This is a genomic window from Streptococcus sp. NCTC 11567, from assembly GCF_902141215.1.
Classification (GTDB): domain Bacteria; phylum Bacillota; class Bacilli; order Lactobacillales; family Streptococcaceae; genus Streptococcus; species Streptococcus dysgalactiae.
The window spans coordinates 275,819-301,147 of record NZ_LR595857.1; the positions used below are offsets into that span (position 1 = coordinate 275,819).

The window sequence follows — 25,329 nt, forward strand, 5'->3', positions numbered from 1 at the left end:
AAGCTCCTCTTGTGGCTCGAGAGGTGGTTCGAAGTCGCTCCTGTATTCGGAGCGAAGAGCTGTCTGCAAGACCCTTCGGAGAACGCACATTTACGTAGTAAAGTGTAGTGCGTTACACTTTACATGGAAGTTATGCCGATCCCCTAAGAAGAAATCCAGATAATAGGTTGCTTATTCATGGTGGCAATTACCGCCACCATCTCGGCGACCTTTTGAGCCGAGAAAGGAGAATTAAAAATGAGTTATGTTGTTGCTAGAATGGCTAAGTACAAGTCAGGTCAGTTGACGGCTATTTATAATCATAATGAACGGATTTTTAAAAATCACTCAAATAAAGAAATTGACGTTGAGAAATCTCACCTTAATTATGAACTGACAAATCGAGACCAGGCACAAAATTATCACAAACAAATAAAGGAGCACATCAATGAAAATCGCTTATCTACTCGTGGAGTCCGTAAAGATGCTATACTCTGTAACGAATGGATTATTACTTCAGATAAAACGTTTTTTGACTCGTTAGATGAGAAACAGACACGAGAGTTTTTTGAGACAGCTAAAGATTATTTTGCTGAAAAATATGGTGATGCTAATATTGCTTACGCTAGAGTTCACCTTGATGAAAGTACTCCGCATATGCATTTAGGTATCGTGCCAATGAAAAATGGTAAGTTAAGTTCAAAAGCACTGTTTGGAAATAAAGAGAAACTTGTAGCAATCCAAGATGAACTTCCCAAGTACCTTAATGAGCATGGCTTTAACCTACAACGTGGCGAAATAGGCAGTAAGAAAAAACATTTGGAAACTGCTGAATTTAAAGAAAAACAACGATTACTGGATAACGCTGATAGAAAACTAGCTGATAAACATGAAGAATTGAAAGCACTTGATGATAAGATTTCAAATGTTAACGATACAATAGCTGATAAAGAAAGTAGGCTTAAAGAATTGGAAGCGAAAGAATGGGATGCTGTTGGCGATTTGAAGCAGTATGAATTAGAGAAACAGTCACTAGCTGAAAGCATTGAAGACATAAAAGACATTGAACTATTACAACTTGATAGAATTCAAAAAGAAGATTTGGTAAAACAAAGCTTTGATGGCAAATTGAAGATGGATAAAGAAACCTATAATAGACTATTTCAAACTGCCTCGAAACATGCATCTAGTAATGCTGAGTTAAAAAGAGACTTGGTTAAAGCCCAGTCGCAGAACAATCACCTTTCTAGAGAATTACTCAATCACCGTAAGACAGCTGATAAAAATATCAAATTAAGTCAAGAAAACAGAAAATTAAAGGACAAAGTAAAAATGCTTGATGAACAAGTGAAAATTCTGAATAAAAGCCTCTCTGTTTGGAAAGAAAAAGCTAAAGAATTTATGCCTAAACAGGTTTATAGAGAAACATTATCAATCGTAAACTCTCTAAATCCTATTGGTTTAGCTAAAACAGCAATCAGACAAGTTAAGAAGATGGTTGATAGTAATAGTTAGCTATTTTTATGCCGTGAAAGTCTCTTGATAACAAGCTAGGCAAGTTTAGACTAGATGGGGTCGAGTCGTCAGGCTAAAGAACTGGCGACCGATCGCCATAGGCTAAAACAGTCTAGGTTACTTGTTGTCAAGAGAACCATGGAATAAATGAGCAAGGAGAAATTAAAATGACAGATAAAAAAATTGTTTATTACTTTGACCATGACTTATCAAAAAAAGATATGGGAGGAGTAGGACCTACCTACACCGGTAAAAATCTTTTATTCCTACTTTGGTGGACATATTCTTATGTGGCAGAAGACAATTTAGACATTGATACGTCATTGTTTGAAGTCCCAGAATTCAATGATTTTTACAATAATGGTCTAGAGCTTTATCGTATAAAAAATGAACTAGCTAATTACAATATCAGATTTGGATATGAGGTTAATCCAAAAGATAGTACAAAGATGCTGATAGGTATTTTGCCAACTGATGAAGAAGATTATGTTAAGGGATATAGAAATTTTATTGCTGATATTTCCAATCCGGACACACGTTACGCAATCTATCATCGACTAATTAAAACCATGGACACAATGCTACCGATTGAACAAATTAATGTTTATAAAAGCCTTGCAAAAGGTAATAAAAAGTGATAGAGTGGAAGAAAGTTGAGACTGAGTTTGAATTGGTAACAATTCATTCAAAAAATACTTATTGAAGATATTAGGTAGAGGTGTTGCCTCCTGAGTATACTTAGGTAAATTCCCGACTGGGTTCTCAGCTTTTACATTAGGAGAAGGTTGATTGACTGGTAACAGTTTTCTCAAAGGTGTTGTTTATCAATACAGGGTTGGCTCTGCCTTGTGGACTATCTACTAAACAGCCCAAACTAATTTTGCTCCTAGTTAATTTGTAATCTTCAAAAAGCCTTGGCATTACGCTAAGGCTTTTTGATTGCTATTTAAACAATTTCATATAGTCGCTTCGAGTAGGAAGCAAGTAATCAATAACAACCCTATTCTCTTCCTCTTCGATATGGTATAGGACAATATAATCTTTACTTAAGGTGTAACCTCTAGTACTGTGATAATTGCTGATTTCTGAACCGTATTTTTCATCGGCATCAAAACCAACTTCTGGGAAAACTTCAAGTTTTTCTATGTCATTAATGATTTGCTCCATTTTACGCTGACCTGATGTTGAGGAATAGTTTTGGGAAATATAATCACGAATTTCTTTTAGCTTCTCTAAAACATCAGGAGCATAGATAATCTGATATTTCTTATAGTCCAAGTTCAGCCCTCACTTCTTCAGAGGTATAAAACTTCCCTTGACGAACATCCTCAATATTTTTGCTGATTTCGGCTTGAAATTGCTTGAAAAGTTTTTCTTTCTCTAACTCCTCTTCCGTCAATAAGTCAACCTCGTTTGTGACAACGACATTTTGTAGGAATAATCTTAAAGCAGATGATAAGGTTAAATTTTTTTTGTTTAATACTGTCATTGCTTCGCTTACCAATTCTTTGTTAGCTTGGAATGTGACAGCTCTATTTTTTTCTACTGTAACCATATTATGTAACTCCTTTATGTAATTTATTTAATTATCTCATATACATAAAAAAAGTCAATAAAAAAATCCCAATTGATTGAGATAGCTTTCGTTTATTTTATAAGCTCCGAAACTACAGAAAATTGATACCTTTTTGATACCGTTTAGGTTTAAATATTTGTCTATAAATAAGAATTTCAGTGATTTTTTATTTTAGAAACGTTGATTTTAAAGGGATTTGACTTTAAATAATGGAGTGAACCAAAAACCAGGTCTTAAGAAAGCACGTAAAGCTAGTCAGTTCTCAAAACGTTAATTATCAGCGATATATCAACGTTTCTGGACATTCAAGATTTTTATCTTGGGTGTCTTTTTTTGCTTAAAATTCAAAAGTTTCTCTGAAAATTTCCCTGAGATTACCCTTATTGCTTTTTTAAGTTTCGATAGGCAGTTTCACCTGGCGTTTGTGCAACTGTATTTGTCGTATTGATATAGGTTTTAGTGATGGATTGGTCACTATGAGTAAGAACTTCTGAAATTTCTTCTAGAGAACGCCTAGATTTTTTAGCAAGAGTAGCTCCTGTATGTCTTAGTTTGTGAGGAGATACTGGTGCTAGTTCAGGATGTCTTCTATTAACTGATTTCATCTTATTATTTAAATAATCAGTATGAAGAGGACTATTTAAGTTTCCTTTGGTATCTATATAAGTAAAAACATATTGTTCTTTTGTTTGAAAAATTCGAAACTTACTGAGTTCTGATTTTTGTTGGTCTTGCCAAGATATAAGTAGTTCGTTTAATTCAAGAAGATATTAAAGTTAAGTTATTTGAAGTTTTTTACCTGCTTTGGGGGAGTTCATTTAGTGATAGCAAGTTTTCCTCCAATTGTCAGGCTTTGGACCATCAGGTTCAAGCGACGGATAAGGACCATTCATTTTGGGAGCGTGAGGATGTTTACCTTAAATCTCTCTTTTTGCTTGGGCATTCCCTCTCGATTTTGGATCTTTCGTTGGACTTATTTGTCAGTGAGACCTCTATTCGACGTGACCTTGAAAAGCTTGATATGCAGCTAGCAGATTATAACTGTCAGTTGATTAGGCACAATGGTTTCGTTTCTTTGGAAGGTGATGAGCTAGCCTGCCGTCATTTTTTCCGTAATCGGCTCATTGAGAAATATGCAGAGCAACTAAACAGCCATCAATCTGACGGCCTGTTGGCTTTCTTTTTTGACCAAGAAAACGTTGAAGGCATCATCAAAGCGGTGCAGGAAGCATCTGATTTATATGCTTATACAATTTCAGAGCAGTACCGGATTTACCTCATCTTGGACTTGTTAATTGCGACAAGAAGATATCAGCAGGGCTATTTGTTAAGGCCTCAGCCCTTACCAATTGGTCAAGATATGGCCTTGTTTGGCGTTTACCCTTTTGCTGGTGATTTGCTCAGCTATTCCCTCAATCGACCTGTGGATACATTATTACCGGAAGAAGTAAAGCAACTATCTTTAACGATTTTATCGGTGGGTTATGAGAGTTTTCCTTCGGAAAATCAGCAGTTTGTGCAATTGACTAAGCAACTGATTGAAAGAGTGGGACAGTTATCTGGCCTTGATTTGAGTCATGATACAGATTTGGTCAAGATGATTAGCAACTATTTGAGACCCATGATTTACCGCCTGAAAAATGGGATCAATATTGCCAATCAAACTACAGAAGAGATTAAAAAACGTTACTCGATTTTATTTCATGTGGTTTGGTTAGCCTCGAAAGTGTTGTCTGATCAGTACCAGTTAGAATTGTTGGATGCTGAAATTGCCTTTTTAACCATTTATTTTGAGATAGCGGTTGAAAAGTTAGAAACCCCCCTGACGATTGTCATTGTGTGTCCTCATGGTTTGGCAACGTCAGAATTAATCATTAGTTCCTTGAGGCGATTGATTTCGCATTATGATCATCTGGTGCCGGTCGATTTATCTGAATTGGACTCATCAGTGGCCAGGCAAGCAGACATCTTAATCAGCTCTATTCAGCTAAAAGACTTTCCACTGCCTTATGTCTTGGTTAGTCCTGTTCTAACCAATGACGAGTTGGATAATATCCAAAAGCTCTATTTAGATTTGACCAAGGGTAATCGCAAGGTATTGTCTATTGTTCATGATGATTACGATGCCAAACAAGCCTTGCTAAAGGATTTGATTCAACACGAGGTTTATTTACATCAAGCACTGACAAGCCAAGAAGACTGTTTACGTTTTTTAGCGCAGCATGCTTTTTCTGAAAATCGTGACAATCCTGGTTACCTCACGTCTATTCTCCAGAGAGAAAAGATGGGCAGCACCAGTGTTTATACTGGAATTGCTCTGCCACATGCAAATCCAGAAATGGTGGGACGTTCGCAGCTCTCGTTGCTAACCTTGAAAGAGCCAGTGATTTGGGGCAAGAATCGTGTCAAGGTGGTCATGTTGATTTCCATTAAAGAAGGTGAAGAGGAGTTATATAAAGAGGCTCTGGTGCACCTTTATAGCAAAATTGATAATGAAGCCTTCATTGACAGTTTAACTCAAACGGCAGATGAAAAAGCATTTATCGAATTATTACTAAAGAAAGAAGAGGACTAAGATGCAAGAAGAAGTGGTTTGTCTTCAAGTAGACAACATTAAGAATGCTGAGCAAGCCCTAGCTTATCTGGGCAATCAATTGGTCGCGACAGGGGCGGTCAAAGACAGTTATGTCAAAGCGGTGATAGATAGGGAAGCTATTTTCCCGACAGGACTTCAATTTGAAGATTATGGGGTGGCTATTCCGCATACGGATAGTGAGCATGTGAATCATACCTAGCTTGCCCTCATGACTTTGACTGAGCCAGTAAGTTTTACTCAGATGGCTACTAATGACCAGCCTGTCTCTGTTCGGTTAATCATCATGTTAGCCATCAAAGATCCGCATGAGCAGGTCGATATGTTACAAAAGCTAATTACGCTATTGCAAAATCCTGATGTGGTGCATGACCTATTAGCTTATGGACCAGATCAAAAAGAAAGTGTTTTACAGTTACTGTCACGTCATCATATCATATAGGAGGTTATTATGTTTGACTTGTTGCAACATTTTATTGACTTAGGTGCCATTGTGGTCTTGCCTATCTTGATTTTTATCTTCGGGATGCTCTTGGGGACCCCAGCACGCAAGGCTTTTAACGCTGATTTAACCGTCGGGGTTGGATTTGTTGGGTTGAATCTGGTTGTCGAGTTATTGTCGGGAAGTTTGGGAAAAGCAGCGCAAGCTATGGTAGAACGTTTTGGCTTGCAATTAACCACTCTAGATGTTGGCTGGCCGGCAGCAGCAGCCATTTCTTATGGAACGCTTCTAGGAAGCTTAGCTATTCCTATTGGAATTGCCATCAATATCTTCTTGCTGTTCATCGGGTGGACGAAAACATTAATGGTTGACATGTGGAATTTTTGGCACGCAGCCTTTGTGGCTTCCCTTGTTTACGCGGTGACACAACATTTTGCACTAGGGCTTTACGCTATGTTGGCCTACCAAGTGATGATTTATCTGCTGGCAGATATTATTGCACCGGCGATTAAGAAATTCTATGGTTTTCCTAACATCACGTTTCCTCATGGAACGTCAGCACCAGGATTTTTAGTAGCTATTCCTTTAAATTGGATTTTTGATCGCATTCCCGGTTTTAACAAAATTGAAGCGGATCCCGAAAGTATTCAAAAGAAATTTGGTATTTTTGGAGAAAGTACCGTTATGGGGCTAATCATTGGGATTGTTATCGGTATTTTAGCTGGCTATGATGTTCAAGGCATCTTGCAATTGGGTGTTAAGACAGCAGCAGTCATGCTTCTCATGCCACGTATGCTTTCTATTTTAATGGAAGGTTTAGCTCCTATCTCAGGAGCGGCCAACAGTTTTGTGCAAAAACATTTCCCAGGACGCAAGGTTAATATTGGTATGGATTCCGCTCTTTCAGTAGGGCATCCAGCTGTTTTATCAAGTTCTTTATTGCTTGTGCCTATTACGATTTTACTAGCTGTTATCTTACCAGGAAATACGAATTTGCCATTCGGAGATTTAGCAACTATTCCTTTTGTGGTCTGTCTGATGGCAGCTGTCTTTAGAGGAAATATTGTTCGGACGGTAATAGGCGGAGCCATTTACATGGTGTCAATCTTATACCTCACCTCTTGGGCAGCTCCTCTTGTCACAGCTTCGGCTAAGGCTGCCGAATTCAATTTGGATGGTCATTCAAGTATCACAGCTATGGCAGAAGGTGGCCTATGGCCAACAGGCCTCTTCATCTTTGCAGCCAATCATCTCCCCTGGTTGGTCATTACGTTAATCTTGGTAGTGTCGTTAGCAGGCCTCTTCTATGTCAATAAAGGGTCAAATTCGAAAAGTGAGGTAATCAAATGAAAAAATTATTAGTCATGTGTGGTTCAGGAATTGCCACATCAACAGTTGTTATGGGGAAAGTCAAAGCTTGGGTTGCTGAGAATGGCTACACTGATAAAGTCCAACTGTTCCAATCAAAAATCGCCGAAGAAATCAACCATATTGATGATTATGACGTGGTTATTTCCACAACCGTTGTTCCAGATAGCGTGAAAGACAAGGTCATTATGGGATTGCCGCTACTAACAGGTATTGGAACAGAACAGCTATGGGAAGAGGTTAAAAAAGAAATCGAGGCTTAAAATGAAAGCAGATATGTCTCAGGTATTGCAAGCAGCAAAAGCATGTCATTATGCTGTGCCTGCTATGAACTATATTGATTTTGCTAGTGCCAAAGCCTATGCCAGCGTGAGTGAAAAGCGCCAGCTCCCCTTGATTTTAGCTTTTGCCCAGTCGCATAGTCAGTGGTTATCCTTAAAAGAGGCAGCGCTCATTGGCCGTTATTTCCAACAAACCTTATCAACTCCAGTAGTTCTTCATTTGGACCACGGACAAGATAGTGCTTTTATTAAAAAAGCCATTGACTTAGGGTTTAATTCGGTCATGATAGATGCTTCATTGGATAGCTTTGATGAGAATGTCAAAAAGACCAGAGAGATTGTTGATTATGCCAGAGCGCGTGGTGTTGCCGTTGAAGCTGAAATAGGCTTTGTGGGTGCCAATGCTAATCAGGAAAACCATCGGGTGACAGACTCGATTTATACCAGCTTAGAAGATGCCAAACTTTTTTACGAACAAACACTGGTTGATGCCTTGGCGATCTCAATCGGAACGGCACACGGTATTTATCGAGGACAGCCCAAGCTCAACTTTGAGCGCTTGACAGAAATTGCAGCAGCTTTGCCCATTCCTTTAGTCTTACACGGTGGGTCATCATCAGGTGATGACAATTTAGCTAGATGTGCTCGAGAGGGTATCGCCAAAATTAATATTTTTTCAGATGTAATTGCAGCTGCCTACCAACATCGCCTTGACTCAAAGATTACTGATTATCCGAGTTTGATGTCTACCATGCAAGTTGCCATGGAAAAAGTTCTAGACCATTACTATGATGTTTTTGGAACAACAAGAGGAGGTAGTTAATGAAGGCAAATCTTAATCGTCATTTCTTTATTTTTAATCCCAAGTCCTACCTATATGGGGAACAGCTCTACCAATTAGCAGAGTTGGCCGATAGCTTAGTCACTGATGATATCAGTATCTTTATGACAGCGCCTTACGCCGAATTAGCAGAGCTTAGCAAACGCACTAAGCATATCATTGTAACTGCTCAACACATGGATCGCATATCGCCTGGCCGTGGTATGGGGAAGGTTTTGCCAGAATCTTTAGTGGTAAATGGTGTCAGAGCAGTTTTTTTAAACCATGCCGAAAATCCGATGACCTTGACAGAGTTAGTTCAAGCCCTTGAAAGGGCTAAGGCTTTGGAATTAATAACGATTGTTTGTGCAGATTCTGTTGCAGAAGCCAGAGCCATTGCCGTTTTAAACCCCAATATTATTTTATGCGAACCCACCGCGCTTATTGGCACTGGCCAAACTAGCGATTTATCCTATATTCAAGAGACCAATGCTGCCGTCAAAGCTATCAATCCAGATATTTTGATGATGCAGGCTGCAGGAGTAAGTCAAGCCGATGATGTTTACCAAGTGATCAAGGCAGGTGCAGATGGCACAGGCTGTACTAGTGGTATCGTGAAAGCAACATCACCCAAACAAATGTTTCAAGACATGATAGCAGCCTTACAAAAGGCTCTCTAAAAGGAGTTCCAATGACAGTTTATCAAAAAGAATTTTCAGTGGAGACAGTGGCTAATCGTGATAGTTATCATGACATCTCGGAAGTAGTCAAACAAGTCATTGCAGCTAGTTCTATTCAAACAGGAATTTGTGTGGTGACTACCCCACATACGACTTGTTCGGTTTTCTTTGAAGAATATACTCATGATAAAGATGATGAGGGAGATGACTTTCTCAATTTAGATTTATCAGAGCAATTAGAAAGAATTATTCCAAGGCATCTTGCTAAAGAGTCTTACCATTATCCAGGGCCAGCTCACTACCAGGCTGTTTTGGCTTGGAAAAACCCTGAGGATTGGCTACCAAACGGTGATAAAAGAGCTCTTTGGAATGCTGATGCCCACCTTAAAGCAAGTTTATTAGGATCTAGTCAAACCATTGCTGTTACCTCAGGCAAATGGAATGTGGGGAAAACGGGTTACCTTTACTTGGTTGATTTTGACAGAACAAGAGAGCGTAAGCGCCACTATCACATCACGGTTATAGGGGACTAGAAGTACGAAATACACTATTTCAGAGTTAAAATGCTTAAGGCAGACCTGCCTTAAGCATTTTTTAGACTGCTAGAGTTTAAAGAGCGTGCTATAATAAATAGAAAAGAAGGGGAATAATATAGGGAAGAAAGCATGAAAATTCTAGTAGCCATAGATTCTTTTTAAAGGTTCCGCAACTTCAGACGAATTCAATGTTATCGTCGCTCAAGCCCCATTCAACACGCGTGCCTAACAGAAAGGAGATAACATGTATCAGTTGATTGCTTTTGATATGGATGGAACTCTACTAACAAGCCAACAAACAATCTTGACAGTCAGTCTAAAAGCTATTAACCAGGCTATCCAGGCAAAAAAACAAGTAGTGTTAGCTACCGGACGTCCACTTTCAGAAATAAAACCCTACCGTCAAGACTTAGCTTCCTTACAATATGCTATTTTAGAAAGTGGAGCAGTGATTTATGATTTGCAAGAAGAAAGAATGATTTATCAGGTAAGTCTACCGCTAATTTTTTTGCAACAGTTACTCCAGAGTACAGAAGGATTAGATGTGATGGTAGTTGTGATGTCAGAAAGCCAAAGCTATATCCAAGAAAGTCACTTTCTTTCCATTGAAAACTATTATATGGATCAATATCAAATGTTGTATCAAGCAACTGCCGTTTTTGTAGATGATATCCATTCACTCTTAGCTGACAAAAAAGAAAAAATTGAAAAGGTCAACCTTTGTTTTAAAACAGTAAAGACAAGAGACCACTATCTTGAATCTATGGATTATCTCCAAGTGGCAGCGATTAAAGCAGAAAAAACCGGTATTGAAATCACAGCAAGGGGTGTCAATAAGGGTCAAGCTTTAATATTTCTAGTAAACTACCTTCAGTTGGAAATCGAACAGACCATTGCAGTAGGAGATAGTGATAATGATCGTCAAATGATAGCCGAAGCAGGTTTAGGCATTGCGATGGGAAATGCAAACACAACCATAAAAGCTTTAGCCAAAGCTGAAGTAGCTAGTAATGATAAGGATGGTTGTGCACAGGCTATCTATCAATTTTTATTAAAATAAATGCCCGCGTTGTAAAATGAAGTGCAACAAAAAAGACATGTTTGTCTGATATACTAGAATTCCCCAATTCAGTATGGAAAGCAGATGAACATGTCTAATATTAATTCTACCAGAAAATCCTCCTATTCTCATCTTTCAGCCACAGAACGGGGTGAAATTGCTGCTTATCTTAAAATGAGAGAGCAACCCGTTGATATTGCTCGACTCCTGGGTTGTCACTGTTCTACAATCTGCCGAGAAATAAAACGTTGTTCAGTAGAACAGGTAAAGGATAAGAATGGAAAACAAACCTTCTTCAACGCCTATTTTGCTGATAGTGGATAACGTGTCTATGAAACCAATCGTCAAAAGAGTTCTTACCTCAAATTGAATGGCTGCTCCGCTAGGTTCATTGCACAATTAGAATCTGCCTTGACGGCTAACATTCGTCTCCATAGTGTGGATAGTTTTGTTCAGACTTACAAAGTAAACCATCCTGAAGAAGTCGTCCCCTATACCAAAACGATTTATCGTTATATCAAAGAGGGGTTGTTAGCTATTAAACCAATCGATTTGCCTAAGATGGTTAGTATCAGAAAACGTTCTAAGAAAGTCATGAAGACGAATAAGAAGACTTTAGGTAAATCTATCGAAGAACGTCCAGAATATATTAATGATCGTTCTGAATTTGGGCATTGGGAGATTGATTTGGTTCTCGGCAAGAAAACCAAAGGTGAAGCTGTTATGTTGACTTTGGTAGAGCGCCAGACACGCTATGCACTAGGAGTTAAGCTAGAAGACAAGCAGTCCCAAACCATTAACCGCGCTGTCACGCATCTCATCAGTCAGTATCCTATTGCATCCATCACAGCGGATAATGGTTCTGAGTTTAGTTTACTCTCAAACCTAGAAGCTGTTGACGTTTACTTTGCACATCCCTATTCTTCACATGAGAGAGGAACAAACGAGAACTTCAATGGCCTCCTCAGAGAATATGTCCCTAAAGGAATCTCACTTAATCCACTAACCTCTGAAGAACTTGACAATTATCTTACAGCCATCAATGAGCGCCCAAGACGACTTCTTCAATATCAATCCTCAACATTCCTGTTTGAGCTATCCCGAACAACTTAACCTCTGGAACTCTAGTTATCTATGAACTGGTTGCACTTGACTTGACAACTTGCGTTCTATTTTTTTTGAAAAAAGAGAGAAAATATAGTTGACAAATAAGGATGACCTATCGTATACTATTCAAGTTGCCAGTAGAAATGTTAAAACTGGCTAACTTCAACTTGAAATTTGGCGACTTATCACTTGAAAGTATTTTTGAAAAAAAGAGTAAAAAAGTTGTTGACAAAGTTAGTAAAAGTTGATAGAATAAAATAGTTGTCTCGAAAGAGGGCAAGACCTTTGAGAACTGAATAAGACGAACCAAACGTGAGGGTGATATGGAGACATATTACCCGTCAAAAACGAGAAATAAATCTGTCAGCGACAGAAAGAACGAGTAAGTTCAAACACATCTTAATGAGAGTTTGATCCTGGCTCAGGACGAACGCTGGCGGCGTGCCTAATACATGCAAGTAGAACGCTGAGGACTGGTGCTTGCACCGGTCCAAGGAGTTGCGAACGGGTGAGTAACGCGTAGGTAACCTACCTCATAGCGGGGGATAACTATTGGAAACGATAGCTAATACCGCATAAAAGTGTTTAACCCATGTTAAACATTTAAAAGGTGCAACTGCATCACTATGAGATGGACCTGCGTTGTATTAGCTAGTTGGTGAGGTAACGGCTCACCAAGGCGACGATACATAGCCGACCTGAGAGGGTGATCGGCCACACTGGGACTGAGACACGGCCCAGACTCCTACGGGAGGCAGCAGTAGGGAATCTTCGGCAATGGACGGAAGTCTGACCGAGCAACGCCGCGTGAGTGAAGAAGGTTTTCGGATCGTAAAGCTCTGTTGTTAGAGAAGAATGATGGTGGGAGTGGAAAATCCACCATGTGACGGTAACTAACCAGAAAGGGACGGCTAACTACGTGCCAGCAGCCGCGGTAATACGTAGGTCCCGAGCGTTGTCCGGATTTATTGGGCGTAAAGCGAGCGCAGGCGGTTCTTTAAGTCTGAAGTTAAAGGCAGTGGCTCAACCATTGTACGCTTTGGAAACTGGAGAACTTGAGTGCAGAAGGGGAGAGTGGAATTCCATGTGTAGCGGTGAAATGCGTAGATATATGGAGGAACACCGGTGGCGAAAGCGGCTCTCTGGTCTGTAACTGACGCTGAGGCTCGAAAGCGTGGGGAGCAAACAGGATTAGATACCCTGGTAGTCCACGCCGTAAACGATGAGTGCTAGGTGTTAGGCCCTTTCCGGGGCTTAGTGCCGGAGCTAACGCATTAAGCACTCCGCCTGGGGAGTACGACCGCAAGGTTGAAACTCAAAGGAATTGACGGGGGCCCGCACAAGCGGTGGAGCATGTGGTTTAATTCGAAGCAACGCGAAGAACCTTACCAGGTCTTGACATCCTCCTGACCGGTCTAGAGATAGGCTTTCCCTTCGGGGCAGGAGTGACAGGTGGTGCATGGTTGTCGTCAGCTCGTGTCGTGAGATGTTGGGTTAAGTCCCGCAACGAGCGCAACCCCTATTGTTAGTTGCCATCATTAAGTTGGGCACTCTAGCGAGACTGCCGGTAATAAACCGGAGGAAGGTGGGGATGACGTCAAATCATCATGCCCCTTATGACCTGGGCTACACACGTGCTACAATGGTTGGTACAACGAGTCGCAAGCCGGTGACGGCAAGCTAATCTCTTAAAGCCAATCTCAGTTCGGATTGTAGGCTGCAACTCGCCTACATGAAGTCGGAATCGCTAGTAATCGCGGATCAGCACGCCGCGGTGAATACGTTCCCGGGCCTTGTACACACCGCCCGTCACACCACGAGAGTTTGTAACACCCGAAGTCGGTGAGGTAACCTATTAGGAGCCAGCCGCCTAAGGTGGGATAGATGATTGGGGTGAAGTCGTAACAAGGTAGCCGTATCGGAAGGTGCGGCTGGATCACCTCCTTTCTAAGGAAATGGAACACGTTAGGGTCGTCTTATTTAGTTTTGAGAGGTCTTGTGGGGCCTTAGCTCAGCTGGGAGAGCGCCTGCTTTGCACGCAGGAGGTCAGCGGTTCGATCCCGCTAGGCTCCATTAGGATAGAGATATCCTAGAAACTGTCCATTGAAAATTGAATATCTATATCAAATTCCACGATCAAGAAATTGATTGTACGAATAGTAACAAGAAAATAAACCGAAAACGCTGTGAATAATCAAGAGTTTTTCTAGTTAAGATATACTAGTAAAAGATAAGGTTAAGTTAATAAGGGCGCACGGTGGATGCCTTGGCACTAGAAGCCGAAGAAGGACGTGACTAACGACGAAATGCTTTGGGGAGCTGTAAGTAAGCGCTGATCCAGAGATGTCCGAATGGGGGAACCCACTAGCTACTGGCTAGTATCCATAACTGTTAAGGTTATGAGAAGGAAGACGCAGTGAACTGAAACATCTAAGTAGCTGCAGGAAGAGAAAGCAAACGCGATTGCCTTAGTAGCGGCGAGCGAAACGGCAGGAGGGCAAACCGAGAAGTTTACTTCTCGGGGTTGTAGGACTGCGACGTGGGACTTTAAAAGGATAGAAGAATTACCTGGGAAGGTAAGCCAAAGAGAGTAATAGCCTCGTATTTAAAATTCTTTTGAGCCCTAGCAGTATCCTGAGTACGGCGAGACACGCGAAATCTCGTTGGAATCTGGGAGGACCATCTCCCAACCCTAAATACTCTCTAGTGACCGATAGTGAACCAGTACCGTGAGGGAAAGGTGAAAAGCACCCCGTGAGGGGAGTGAAATAGAACCTGAAACCGTGTGCCTACAACAAGTTCGAGCCCGTTAATGGGTGAGAGCGTGCCTTTTGTAGAATGAACCGGCGAGTTACGATATGATGCGAGGTTAAGTTGAAGAGACGGAGCCGCAGGGAAACCGAGTCTTAATAGGGCGACTTAGTATCATGTTGTAGACCCGAAACCATGTGACCTACCCATGAGCAGGTTGAAGGTGCGGTAAGACGCACTGGAGGACCGAACCAGGGCACGTTGAAAAGTGCTTGGATGACTTGTGGGTAGCGGAGAAATTCCAAACGAACTTGGAGATAGCTGGTTCTCTCCGAAATAGCTTTAGGGCTAGCGTCGATGTTAAGTCTCTTGGAGGTAGAGCACTGTTTGGGTGAGGGGTCCATCTCGGATTACCAATCTCAGATAAACTCCGAATGCCAACGAGATATAATCGGCAGTCAGACTGCGAGTGCTAAGATCCGTAGTCGAAAGGGAAACAGCCCAGACCACCAGCTAAGGTCCCAAAATATATGTTAAGTGGAAAAGGATGTGGGGTTGCACAGACAACTAGGATGTTAGCTTAGAAGCAGCTATTCATTCAAAGAGTGCGTAATAGCTCACTAGTCGAGTGACCCTGCGCCGAAAATGTACCGGGGCTAAAACATATTACCGAAGCTGTGGATGACACGTTAGTGTCATGGTAGGAGAGCGTTCTATGTGTGAAGAAGGTGTACCGTGAGGAGCGCTGGAACGCATAGAAGTGAGAATGCCGGTATGAGTAGCGAAAGACAGGTGAGAATCCTGTCCACCGTAAGACTAAGGTTTCCAGGGGAAGGCTCGTCCGCCCTGGGTTAGTCGGGACCTAAGGAGAGACCGAAAGGTGTATCCGATGGCCAACAGGTTGATATTCCTGTACTAGAGTATAAAGTGATGGAGGGACGCAGTAGGCTAACTAAAGCAGGCGATTGGAAGAGCCTGTCTAAGCAGTGAGGTGTAAGATGAGTCAAATGCTTATCTTTATAACATTGAGCTGTGATGGGGAGCGAAGTTAAGTAGCGAAGTTAGTGACGTCACACTGCCAAGAAAAGCTTCTAGCGTTTAATTATACTCTACCCGTACCGCAAACCGACACAGGTAGTCGAGGCGAGTAGCCTCAGGTGATCGAGAGAACTCTCGTTAAGGAACTCGGCAAAATGACCCCGTAACTTCGGGAGAAGGGGTGCTGACTTAGGTCAGCCGCAGTGAATAGGCCCAAGCAACTGTTTATCAAAAACACAGCTCTCTGCTAAATCGTAAGATGATGTATAGGGGGTGACGCCTGCCCGGTGCTGGAAGGTTAAGAGGAGGGTTTAGCGTAAGCGAAGATCTGAATTGAAGCCCCAGTAAACGGCGGCCGTAACTATAACGGTCCTAAGGTAGCGAAATTCCTTGTCGGGTAAGTTCCGACCCGCACGAAAGGCGTAATGATTTGGGCACTGTCTCAACGAGAGACTCGGTGAAATTTTAGTACCTGTGAAGATGCAGGTTACCCGCGACAGGACGGAAAGACCCCATGGAGCTTTACTGCAGTTTGATATTGAGTATCTGTACCACATGTACAGGATAGGTAGGAGCCATTGAAGTCGGGACGCCAGTTTCGACGGAGGCGTTGTTGGGATACTACCCTTGTGTTATGGCTACTCTAACCCGGATAGGTTATCCCTATCGGAGACAGTGTCTGACGGGCAGTTTGACTGGGGCGGTCGCCTCCTAAAAGGTAACGGAGGCGCCCAAAGGTTCCCTCAGATTGGTTGGAAATCAATCGCAGAGTGTAAAGGTATAAGGGAGCTTGACTGCGAGAGCTACAACTCGAGCAGGGACGAAAGTCGGGCTTAGTGATCCGGTGGTTCCGTATGGAAGGGCCATCGCTCAACGGATAAAAGCTACCCTGGGGATAACAGGCTTATCTCCCCCAAGAGTTCACATCGACGGGGAGGTTTGGCACCTCGATGTCGGCTCGTCGCATCCTGGGGCTGTAGTCGGTCCCAAGGGTTGGGCTGTTCGCCCATTAAAGCGGCACGCGAGCTGGGTTCAGAACGTCGTGAGACAGTTCGGTCCCTATCCGTCGCGGGCGTAGGAAATTTGAGAGGATCTGCTCCTAGTACGAGAGGACCAGAGTGGACTTACCGCTGGTGTACCAGTTGTCTTGCCAAAGGCATCGCTGGGTAGCTATGTAGGGAAGGGATAAGCGCTGAAAGCATCTAAGTGCGAAGCCCCCCTCAAGATGAGATTTCCCATGATTTTATATCAGTAAGAGCCCTGAGAGATGATCAGGTAGATAGGTTAGAAGTGGAAGTGTAGTGATACATGAAGCGGACTAATACTAATAGCTCGAGGACTTATCCGAAGAAAGAGATTGACAAGCGTAGAAGGTTCTTGTTAGAATATAGGTATTCAATTTTGAGTGGACAGTCCTTATGAGAATAAGGAGGTTCAAAAGTTAAGTGACGATAGCCTAGGAGATACACCTGTACCCATGCCGAACACAGTAGTTAAGCCCTAGAACGCCTGAAGTAGTTGGGGGTTGCCCCCTGTTAGATACGGTAGTCGCTTAGCGTTTATCCGCCATAGCTCAGTTGGTAGTAGCGCATGACTGTTAATCATGATGTCGTAGGTTCGAGTCCTACTGGCGGAGTAGAGAGAGGTAGGAAGAGTCCTATCTTTTTTTGCATTTTAGAGAAGAGTGTGGTAAGATAGAGACAAGCAAGATATGCGTTGGCACCCTTAGCTCAACTGGATAGAGTACCTGACTACGAATCAGGCGGTTAGAGGTTCGACTCCTCTAGGGTGCATGATGAGAAAAACAATAGGACAAAAATGTCCTGTTGTTTTTTTGTGGTTCTCTTTATACTAGGGATAGTTTAAAAGAAAAGGAGAATCGGGATGTCGTTAGAGACAGGGGAGGTTTTTGAGAAGGTCAAACCTATTATTTTAAAGCTGAAGCGTCATTATTACTTACAGTTGTGGGAGACGGATGACTGGTTACAAGAGGGGCATTTGGTTTTAGTGAAGTTGTTGGAACGTCACCCAGAGTTAGTAGGAGATGAGGCTCGCTTGTATCGGTATTTTAAAACCAAGTTTTCGTCGTATTTGAAAGATGTCTTGCGTCGGCAAGAAAGTCAGAAACGCCAGTTTGACAAGATGGCTTATGAGGAGATAGGGGATGTGGCGCATGCGATTCCAGCTGGCGGGTTATGGTTGGATGATTATGTGGCCTATCGGGAGGTTTTAGTACAAGTGGAGGAGGCCTTAAGTGAAGCGGATCGGAAGCAGTTTCAGGCCTTAGTGAGAGGGGAACGGTTCAAGGGGCGTCAGGCTTTGCTTAGGAAGGTTCGTCCTTACTTTAGTGGGTTTGACCAAGGGTGAGGTTTTGGAGAGATTGGTTGTGGCTAGAGGGGATGCCTCTGGCCTTTTTCTCTGGATGTTGAGTGGGGGTGATAGTCTCAAACTTTTAGAGAAATGAGTAAGAGAGTAAGGGGGCCACAAAGAAAATGCTAAATACTTTTTAGCAATAGTTCACTCTTTGATGCCTTTTCGAGAACTTAAAATCCCTCACCTGATTTGAATTTAGTGGGGGATAGCGAAATAGTCTTCTGCTTAGAAAAAGGTATTGTACAGTGCTTTAATAGCTTTGTGTTCGTCTTGACTGTCGATAACAAACATGACAGAGACTTCGCTTGATCCTTGAGAAATCATAGCTAGGTTGATGTGACTATCAGATAGTGCCTTTGTTGCGGTAGCTGTTACCCCAATATGGCTCTTCATATTTTCACCTACGATCATGATAATGGATAGGTTTTTGGTAATACTTGCATGGTCTACTTCTAATTCATGGATAAGTCGGTGAAGAATTTCATCTTCTTTAATAGGCGTTAGCTCTCTTTGGCGAATGACGATTGAAAGGTCATCAATTCCGGTAGGCATATGTTCCCAACGGATATTAAGATCTTCTAAGATTTGGAGAACTTGACGTCCAAACCCTACTTCTCTGTTCATCAAATATTTTGACATGTTGATGCTGACAAATTGATCATCAGCAGAGATACCCACAACGACCGAAGGAGTATCAGTTTCATGTTTCAATACAATTTTGGTTCCAGGATGAGAAGGATTATTAGTATTTTTGATGACAATGGGAATTTTCGCTCTATAGGCTGGTAATAAGGCTTCGTCATGTAAAACTGAGAAACCTGCATAAGCTAGTTCTCGCATTTCTCTATAAGTGAGTTCTTTAATAGAATGAGGGTTATGAACGATCCCGGGATGAGCAGCGAATATACCGTCAACATCAGTGAAATTTTCGTACAATTCAGCTGCCATCCCTGCTGCGATAAGAGATCCTGTGATGTCAGAACCTCCCCGGGAGAATGTGCAGATTTGCCCGTCTTGAGTGACTCCAAAAAATCCCGGAATGACTAAAATCCCCTCTAATTGGTTAAGCTTTTCGATGTGATCATAGCTGACAGGTAATACTCTTGCGTTTTGGGGTTCCTGACTAACAAAAAGACCGACATCTTTTGGGTGGAGATAGGTAGCGGTTAAGCCACTAGCTTGAAAATAAGCTGCAATCAGTTTAGCATTGTTATCTTCTCCAGCAGCAAGGAATGTATCATATAAAAAAGGATTATGATCAATAGGAAGTTTTGCCAGCGCTTCTAGTGACTGTGTAATATCAGTACCGACTTGACTGTCTATCCCGAGGTCTTGGCAGATGGTTTGATAGCGTTGACTAATCCAATTAAGTGGCTCTTGAAAATCTTTTCCAGACTTGTATGCCTTATAGTAGGCAATCAAAGCATCCGTTACTTTGGTGTCATCAGGAGTACGTTTTCCAGGAGCTGAGACAACAACCACTTTTCGGTTTTTATCTTCCTTGACAATAGCTAAGACTTTTTTGAGTTGTTGGGCTGAAGCTAGGGAACTGCCTCCAAATTTGACTACTTTCATAAGAGAATCTCCATAATGTTTGAATATTAGAAAAATTATAACAGAAAAGAGAATGTTTGTCAGTAACTTTTGAAAACTAAACTGTACGGGGACAGTATAGCTAAAAATGGTTTCTCTTGTTTTTAAGAAATGATAGAATAGTAACATGACAAGATATAAAGCAACGATTTCCTATGATGGAACTCTTTTTTCAGGTTTTCAAAGACAAAGCCATGCGCGTACCGTACAAGAAGAAATTGAAAAGACTCTCCAGAAGTTAGCCAGTGGCCAACCAGTTCCTATTCACGGAGCAGGGCGCACAGATGCTGGTGTTCATGCTTATGGTCAGGTGATTCATTTTGATTTACCTCAAAAACGGGATTTGGAGAAATTACGTTTTGCCTTGGACACGCAAACGCCAGATGATATTGATGTAGTGGATTTAGCGATAGTTGCAGACGACTTTCACTGCCGTTATCAAAAGCATTCAAAAACCTATGAATTCTTAGTAGATAATGGTCGGCCTAAGAATCCCATGATGCGTCATTATGCAACGCACTATCCTTATCCTCTCGATATAAATAAGATGCAAGAGGCCATTAAGGATTTGGTCGGAACGCATGATTTCACAGGTTTTACAGCAGCGGGGACATCTGTCGAAAATAAAGTTAGAACAATTACAGAAGCAACCTTAGTTCAAGATGATAAAACGGGTTTTTTAGTCTTTACGTTTTCTGGCAATGGTTTTCTGTATAAACAAGTAAGGAATATGGTAGGAACTTTATTGAAAATTGGGAATGGTCGTATGCCAGTCGAACAGATTAAAGTGATTTTAGATTCAAAAAATCGTCAATTAGCAGGACCAACGCCAGCTGGTAATGGACTTTATTTAAAGGAGATTCGCTATGAAGACTAATTACGTTTTAGCTATGTCTGGGAATGATATTTTTAGTGGGGGTGGCTTATATGCCGATTTGGCAACTTATACCCGGCACGATTTACATGGTTTTGTGGCAGTAACTTGTTTGACAGCTATGACTGACAAGGGATTTGACGTTTTTCCGGCGTCTGCTGACCAATTTCGCTATCAGTTGAATAGTCTAAAGGATGTCCCTTTTGCTGCGATAAAAATCGGGCTATTACCTAATGAAGCTATTTGTCAGCTGGCATTAGATTTTATCAAGTCTCACCCCAATATTCCAGTGGTCTTAGATCCTGTACTTGTCTGTAAAGAAACCCATGATGTAGAGGTGGCTACTTTACGTGAAGAACTAGTGTCGTTTTTCCCTTACGTGACTATCATAACGCCAAATTTATTAGAAGCTCAGCTATTATCTCAAAAAACCATTAACTCATTGGAGGATATGAAAGAGGTCGCTAAGGATCTTTATCAATTGGGAGCAAAGCACGTGGTCATCAAAGGGGGGAATCGTTTTAGCCAAGAGAAGGCAATTGATCTTTTTTATGATGGTCAATCCTTTGAGATATTGGATAATCCTGTGCTTGAACAAAATAATGTTGGTGCGGGTTGTACATTCGCCTCAAGTATTGCGAGTCAACTAGTTGAGGGGCGAACAGCACTAGAGGCTGTGCAGGCTTCAAAAGAGTTTGTCTATCAAGCTATTTTAAAATCAGATAAATACGGAGTGAAACAAGGTGATGCAAAAAAGTAAAACAAGACAAATGAGTTTGTTGGCGGTATTGACAGCTTTAACGATTGTATTAGGGCGATTTGTGATGGTTCCGACACCGACAGGATTTTTAACTCTTTTGGATGCTGGTATTTATTTTACTAGCTTTTATTTGGGAGCTACTCAAGGAGCTATTGTTGGCGGGCTGTCAGGCTTTCTAATTGATTTAATAGCAGGATATCCTCAGTGGATGATTCATAGCTTGATTGCGCATGGTGCTCAAGGCTATTTTGCTGGTTGGACAGGTTATAAACGTTGGTTAGGTATCCTTTTAGGGTCTGTCATTATGGTTGTCTGGTATTTTCTTGGATCTTTGATGTTAGGTTATGGCTTAGCAGGTTCTTTAGCTGGCATTTGGGGAAATGTGATGCAAAATACTTTTGGACTTTTGGTAGGCTACCTTATTTTTAGAGCGATGATCGCTTTTCAGAAAAATAAGTAGGGAGAATGGGATGAATCTACAGGATTTAGAAGAACAAACTAGAGCGATTGTTAGTGATATCATTGAGCGCTCTGCGATTAAACCAGGACAGGTGTTTGTGCTAGGTCTCTCTTCAAGTGAAATTATTGGGGGGCGGATTGGCCAGCAATCTAGCCTAGAAGTAGGTCAAGTGGTCGTTAAGTCAGTTTTAGAAGAGTTACATAAGCGTGGTATTCATTTGGCAGTTCAAGGTTGTGAACATGTCAATCGTGCTTTAGTGGTAGAAAGCCAAGTAGCTGAAGAGAAACAGTTAGAAATTGTTAATGTGATTCCAAACCTCCACGCTGGCGGTAGTGGACAAGTGGCAGCCTTTCGTTACATGTCGGATCCTGTAGAGGTGGAAACTATTGTTGCCCATGCTGGGTTAGACATCGGGGATACCTCGATTGGGATGCATGTTAAGCGAGTTCAAGTCCCTTTAATTCCTTGTCAACGTGAACTAGGCGCTGCTCACGTAACGGCCTTAGCCAGCCGTCCTAAATTAATTGGAGGAGCGAGGGCTGATTATTATCAAGATCCCATTCGGAAACACTAAAACCCATTTCTCTAAGTGGAGCATAGCTCTTTCTTGGAGAAATGGGTTTTTAGTAACTGATGTTATGATTGCGGAGCGGTAGGATAGCTAATAGCGGTTGGTAAAGAAATGCCTTCTTTGATTAGGGCTTCTTGATACAATCGGTAGAAAGTGTGGTAAATCATAAATTGCTGCCCATTGTCTGTGAAAATAGTCACGCGAAACGTGAATTGCCCGTTAGGATTTGTTTGAGGCCCTAGGATATTAGGTTTGCCGACAATTTGAGGGTAATTGGGCAATTCTCTCTCGTTCACCGCTTTAATGATTTTAGTCACCTGACTCAAATCAACGGTGGAGTAGAGTGGAATTTCTATTAAAGCTCGCATGTTACCACGCGATTTATTGCTCACAACAGTGATGCTACGATTAGGAATATAATGTAGAGTGCCGTCAAATCCTCGAACTTGAGTGGTTCGGATACCAACACCAGAAATCGTCCCTTCGATACCGGAAATGGCGACATAATCTCCAACCTCAAATTGATTTTCAAAGAGGATAAAAAAACCATTCACAACATCAGACAAGAACCCCTGAGCTCCAAGACCTATGGCCACCCCAGCGATTCCAGCACCAGCGAGGAGGCTTGAAACGGGAATGCCAAACAGGCTGAGGAGCCAGTAAATGAGAAGGAAATACAACACATAATTTAAGATGTTGTGAGTTAACTTGGATAAGGTTTTTTGTCGCGCCTCACTTTGTCTAGAATAGGAAAATGATTTAGCGATAGTCTTCTCAAAAAGGTAGTTACTGACGCGTTTGAGAATAGCAAAAAAGACTAGCAGGAGGACAAGAGAAACTAGTTTTGAAAAAATAGCTAGGCTAATGTCCTCAATATGAAATTGCTCTAAGTAACGGAATATAACTGTCATGGGTCATCCTTTCTTCTAGATAGTTTACCAAAAATAAGGCAACATTGAAAAGCAATAAGTGATCACTCTACTAGAAAACAGCTTTTTAATTCTTGAAAATCGAGTCAGTTGCTCTGGATTAATGGAAACTGACTAACAAAAGGTACACCATATGATTTTGAAAAGTTACGAGCGTGAGGAACCTTGTTGCTCTCACTTCTTGAAAGGATAAAATGATTAACTAGGAAACCATTAAAAAATAATGTCATTTATAACAAAAAATGTGCTTTTTCAAAAAACTATGTTATACTTTTCTCATAGGATCTATTCTTGTTTGCAAACAGACGCAGTTAATTGCTCAAATTTTTTAAGCGTTTATGGAAGCGTTTGCGTAAATAGAACGGAGATACTCAATGGTAGCACAAAAGACAAAAGGGCTGTTTACTAAATTATCAATAGCAGGGTTAATCTTTGGTTTATCTAATACTAGTCTAGTTCCATTAATATCAACACAGGTTGTCAGCGCTGAATCAAACCAAATTGCCATGAAAGATGGCGCTATCCTTCATGCATGGTGTTGGTCCTTTAACACCATAAAACAAAACATGAAAGCTATCAAGGATGCTGACTATACAAGTATCCAAACGTCACCGATTAACGCAGTGATACCTGGGGATAACGGTGGCAAAGATTTGAAAAATTGGTATTTTCATTACCAACCCACTGATTACACAATTGGCAATTATCAGTTGGGAACCGAAGATGAGTTTAAAGCCATGGCAGCAGAAGCTGATAAATATGGTATTAATATTATTGTGGATGCGGTTTTAAATCATACAACTACAGATATCAATGCTGTGAGTGAAAAAATTAAGGCTATCCCAGATTGGACTCACGGGAATCAAGGAATAACTAATGACTACGACCGATATCAAGTGACTCAACATGCTTTATTGGGTCTTTATGATTTAAATACGCAGAATAAAGCTGTCCAAGAATACCTTCTTAATTATTTAAAACAAGCTGTAGCAGATGGGGCAGATGGTTTTAGGTTTGACGCAGCGAAGTATATTGAACTGCCGGGAGAGTTTAATAGTGATTTTTGGACTAATATCTTAGCTAACAGTGGCGCTAAATTCCAATATGGTGAGGTCTTGCAAGGAGCTGCCTCAAGAGAAAGCGACTATGGTAAGTTGATGGGAGTGACGGCTTCTCATTATGGTGAATTTATTCGGAAAGTTATAGGACAAGGTTATGTAAAAGATGGAGATTTAGTGAACTATCAAGTACCTGGGGTTTCGGAAGACAATTTGATTACCTGGGTAGAATCACATGATAATTACGCGAATGATAGTGAAGAATCAACAAAGTTGACTGACCAAGATATTATCTTAGGATGGAGTATTATTGGAGCTAGAAAAGAAGGCGCGCCACTCTTTTTCTCACGGCCAGTGGGTGGAGGTGGTCAATATGGACGCTTCCCAGGAACAACTAAAATTGGTGATGCTGGAAGCGATCTCTTTAAAGATCCAACGATTGTTGCGATCAATAAATTCCGCAATGCTATGAATGGTCAATCTGAATACATCGGAAATCCTAATATGGACCAAGGACTTGTGATGATTGAACGTGGTGGTAAAGGAGCTGTTATAACTAATTTAACCAGCGAAGAAAAAAGAATTCATTCCGAAACAACGTTAGCGGATGGTCAATACAAAGACACTATCACAGGTCATATTTTTGAAGTGTCTAATAAGCAGATAAGTGGTAAAATGGCACCTAGAACAGTTGCGGTTTTATATCCTATTACGCAATAAAATCACTCATTGTTTTAATCACATTAAAAAGTCTTATCTCAGGATAAGGCTTTTTAAAAAGGGTTACGATGTTAACATGAGTTGTTATCCTGTGATGAAAGAGGCGGGTTCGCTTTAGAAAAGTATTGTCAAATAAGGAAGGCTATATTATACTTTTTGATAAGGGCTTTGGTGTCGGTATAAGATAGAAGCTGTATCAAGGCTCATTTTTTATTAATTTTTATACAAACGTTCACATTCAAAGG

The 25,329-nt window shown here is 41.3% G+C and carries 19 protein-coding genes, 3 tRNA genes, 3 rRNA genes and 3 pseudogenes; 23 read left to right on the top strand and 5 right to left on the bottom strand.

What is annotated here, in order from left to right; genetic code table 11:
- The first annotated feature begins 237 nt into the window (after nucleotides 1-237).
- Nucleotides 238-1,494, top strand: a complete 1,257-nt coding sequence (mobV, locus tag FQT67_RS01535) for a MobV family relaxase (RefSeq protein ID WP_143936361.1) — start codon at nucleotides 238-240, stop codon at nucleotides 1,492-1,494.
- A 167-nt stretch (nucleotides 1,495-1,661) separates the two neighbouring features.
- Nucleotides 1,662-2,132: a hypothetical protein gene (locus tag FQT67_RS01540; RefSeq protein WP_000130119.1), complete on the top strand. Its 471-nt coding sequence runs from the start codon at nucleotides 1,662-1,664 to the stop codon at nucleotides 2,130-2,132.
- Between the two features lie 304 nt (nucleotides 2,133-2,436).
- On the opposite strand, the gene FQT67_RS01545 is transcribed toward FQT67_RS01540, so the two are convergent.
- The 3 genes and pseudogenes from FQT67_RS01545 to FQT67_RS01555 form a co-directional block, all read right to left on the bottom strand.
- Nucleotides 2,437-2,772: a type II toxin-antitoxin system RelE/ParE family toxin gene (locus FQT67_RS01545; protein ID WP_000384859.1), complete on the bottom strand. Its 336-nt coding sequence runs from the start codon at nucleotides 2,770-2,772 to the stop codon at nucleotides 2,437-2,439.
- Complete coding sequence (locus FQT67_RS01550) at nucleotides 2,762-3,049, bottom strand: hypothetical protein (RefSeq protein WP_000259017.1); 288 nt, start codon at nucleotides 3,047-3,049, stop codon at nucleotides 2,762-2,764. Before FQT67_RS01550 ends, FQT67_RS01545 begins: the two co-directional genes overlap by 11 nt.
- A gap of 401 nt (nucleotides 3,050-3,450) precedes the next feature.
- A pseudogene (locus FQT67_RS01555) lies at nucleotides 3,451-3,831 on the bottom strand (site-specific integrase); the annotation flags it as partial.
- A gap of 92 nt (nucleotides 3,832-3,923) precedes the next feature.
- On the opposite strand from FQT67_RS01555, the gene FQT67_RS01560 reads away from it, so the two are divergent.
- The 16 genes and pseudogenes from FQT67_RS01560 to FQT67_RS01635 all read left to right on the top strand — a co-directional run bounded on the left by FQT67_RS01560 (nucleotide 3,924) and on the right by FQT67_RS01635 (nucleotide 18,113).
- Nucleotides 3,924-5,645 carry a PTS sugar transporter subunit IIA gene (locus FQT67_RS01560; RefSeq protein WP_046177550.1) on the top strand — a complete coding sequence of 574 codons (1,722 nt, stop codon included), beginning with the start codon at nucleotides 3,924-3,926 and terminating at the stop codon, nucleotides 5,643-5,645.
- Between the two features lies 1 nt (nucleotide 5,646).
- Nucleotides 5,647-6,105: pseudogene (locus FQT67_RS01565) on the top strand (PTS sugar transporter subunit IIA).
- Between the two features lie 9 nt (nucleotides 6,106-6,114).
- Nucleotides 6,115-7,455, top strand: a complete 1,341-nt coding sequence (locus tag FQT67_RS01570; RefSeq protein WP_046177549.1) for a PTS transporter subunit IIC — start codon at nucleotides 6,115-6,117, stop codon at nucleotides 7,453-7,455.
- Nucleotides 7,452-7,736, top strand: a complete 285-nt coding sequence (locus FQT67_RS01575) for a PTS sugar transporter subunit IIB (protein ID WP_012766555.1) — start codon at nucleotides 7,452-7,454, stop codon at nucleotides 7,734-7,736. Before FQT67_RS01570 ends, FQT67_RS01575 begins: the two co-directional genes overlap by 4 nt.
- Before the next feature lies 1 nt (nucleotide 7,737).
- The gene (locus tag FQT67_RS01580; protein ID WP_046177548.1) at nucleotides 7,738-8,577 is read left to right on the top strand and encodes a class II fructose-bisphosphate aldolase; all 840 of its coding nucleotides are present in this window, start codon (nucleotides 7,738-7,740) and stop codon (nucleotides 8,575-8,577) included.
- Entirely contained in the window at nucleotides 8,577-9,254 is a 678-nt protein-coding gene (locus tag FQT67_RS01585) for a triose-phosphate isomerase (protein ID WP_003062167.1), read from the top strand. The genes FQT67_RS01580 and FQT67_RS01585 overlap by 1 nt, the downstream gene beginning before the upstream one ends.
- Before the next feature lie 11 nt (nucleotides 9,255-9,265).
- A complete protein-coding gene (locus tag FQT67_RS01590) occupies nucleotides 9,266-9,787 on the top strand; it encodes a YjbQ family protein (RefSeq protein WP_046177547.1) in 522 nt (173 codons plus the stop codon).
- 247 nt (nucleotides 9,788-10,034) lie between these two features.
- Complete coding sequence (locus tag FQT67_RS01595) at nucleotides 10,035-10,850, top strand: Cof-type HAD-IIB family hydrolase (RefSeq protein ID WP_046177546.1); 816 nt, start codon at nucleotides 10,035-10,037, stop codon at nucleotides 10,848-10,850.
- Nucleotides 10,851-10,940: 90 nt separating this feature from the next.
- A pseudogene (locus FQT67_RS01600) lies at nucleotides 10,941-11,963 on the top strand (IS30 family transposase).
- Nucleotides 11,964-12,355: 392 nt separating this feature from the next.
- Nucleotides 12,356-13,904 (top strand): 16S ribosomal RNA (locus tag FQT67_RS01605).
- Nucleotides 13,905-13,957: 53 nt separating this feature from the next.
- Nucleotides 13,958-14,030 (top strand) — tRNA-Ala (locus FQT67_RS01610).
- Between the two features lie 161 nt (nucleotides 14,031-14,191).
- Nucleotides 14,192-17,094: ribosomal RNA gene (locus FQT67_RS01615) — 23S ribosomal RNA — on the top strand.
- Between the two features lie 93 nt (nucleotides 17,095-17,187).
- Nucleotides 17,188-17,303, top strand: a 5S ribosomal RNA gene (rrf, locus tag FQT67_RS01620).
- Together the 16S, 23S and 5S rRNA genes with 3 tRNA genes alongside form the textbook arrangement of a ribosomal RNA operon.
- A 5-nt stretch (nucleotides 17,304-17,308) precedes the next feature.
- Nucleotides 17,309-17,382 (top strand) — tRNA-Asn (locus FQT67_RS01625).
- Between the two features lie 83 nt (nucleotides 17,383-17,465).
- Nucleotides 17,466-17,539, top strand: a tRNA-Arg gene (locus tag FQT67_RS01630).
- A gap of 91 nt (nucleotides 17,540-17,630) precedes the next feature.
- A complete protein-coding gene (locus tag FQT67_RS01635) occupies nucleotides 17,631-18,113 on the top strand; it encodes a sigma-70 family RNA polymerase sigma factor (RefSeq protein ID WP_003057148.1) in 483 nt (160 codons plus the stop codon).
- A gap of 231 nt (nucleotides 18,114-18,344) precedes the next feature.
- Here FQT67_RS01635 and FQT67_RS01640 read toward each other — a convergent pair whose 3' ends face one another.
- Nucleotides 18,345-19,694, bottom strand: a complete 1,350-nt coding sequence (locus FQT67_RS01640; RefSeq protein ID WP_003061640.1) for an aspartate kinase — start codon at nucleotides 19,692-19,694, stop codon at nucleotides 18,345-18,347.
- A gap of 145 nt (nucleotides 19,695-19,839) precedes the next feature.
- Between FQT67_RS01640 and truA the strand changes: the two genes are divergently transcribed.
- From truA to FQT67_RS01660, 4 genes are read left to right on the top strand one after another with little or no spacing between them, the layout of a single operon-like run.
- Nucleotides 19,840-20,589, top strand: a complete 750-nt coding sequence (truA, locus tag FQT67_RS01645) for a tRNA pseudouridine(38-40) synthase TruA (RefSeq protein ID WP_003054840.1) — start codon at nucleotides 19,840-19,842, stop codon at nucleotides 20,587-20,589.
- The gene (locus FQT67_RS01650) at nucleotides 20,579-21,346 is read left to right on the top strand and encodes a bifunctional hydroxymethylpyrimidine kinase/phosphomethylpyrimidine kinase (protein WP_046177407.1); all 768 of its coding nucleotides are present in this window, start codon (nucleotides 20,579-20,581) and stop codon (nucleotides 21,344-21,346) included. Before truA ends, FQT67_RS01650 begins: the two co-directional genes overlap by 11 nt.
- The gene (locus FQT67_RS01655; protein WP_003054849.1) at nucleotides 21,333-21,806 is read left to right on the top strand and encodes an ECF transporter S component; all 474 of its coding nucleotides are present in this window, start codon (nucleotides 21,333-21,335) and stop codon (nucleotides 21,804-21,806) included. The genes FQT67_RS01650 and FQT67_RS01655 overlap by 14 nt, the downstream gene beginning before the upstream one ends.
- 10 nt (nucleotides 21,807-21,816) lie before the next feature.
- Nucleotides 21,817-22,380: a TIGR01440 family protein gene (locus FQT67_RS01660; RefSeq protein WP_022554238.1), complete on the top strand. Its 564-nt coding sequence runs from the start codon at nucleotides 21,817-21,819 to the stop codon at nucleotides 22,378-22,380.
- A gap of 62 nt (nucleotides 22,381-22,442) precedes the next feature.
- Here the strand turns inward: FQT67_RS01660 and FQT67_RS01665 are convergent, their stop codons facing one another.
- Nucleotides 22,443-23,288 carry a mechanosensitive ion channel family protein gene (locus FQT67_RS01665; protein WP_046177406.1) on the bottom strand — a complete coding sequence of 282 codons (846 nt, stop codon included), beginning with the start codon at nucleotides 23,286-23,288 and terminating at the stop codon, nucleotides 22,443-22,445.
- Nucleotides 23,289-23,680: 392 nt separating this feature from the next.
- Between FQT67_RS01665 and FQT67_RS01670 the strand changes: the two genes are divergently transcribed.
- Nucleotides 23,681-25,084, top strand: coding sequence for an alpha-amylase family glycosyl hydrolase (locus FQT67_RS01670; protein WP_046177405.1), 1,404 nt, complete (start codon nucleotides 23,681-23,683; stop codon nucleotides 25,082-25,084).
- The last annotated feature ends 245 nt before the right edge of the window (nucleotides 25,085-25,329 follow it).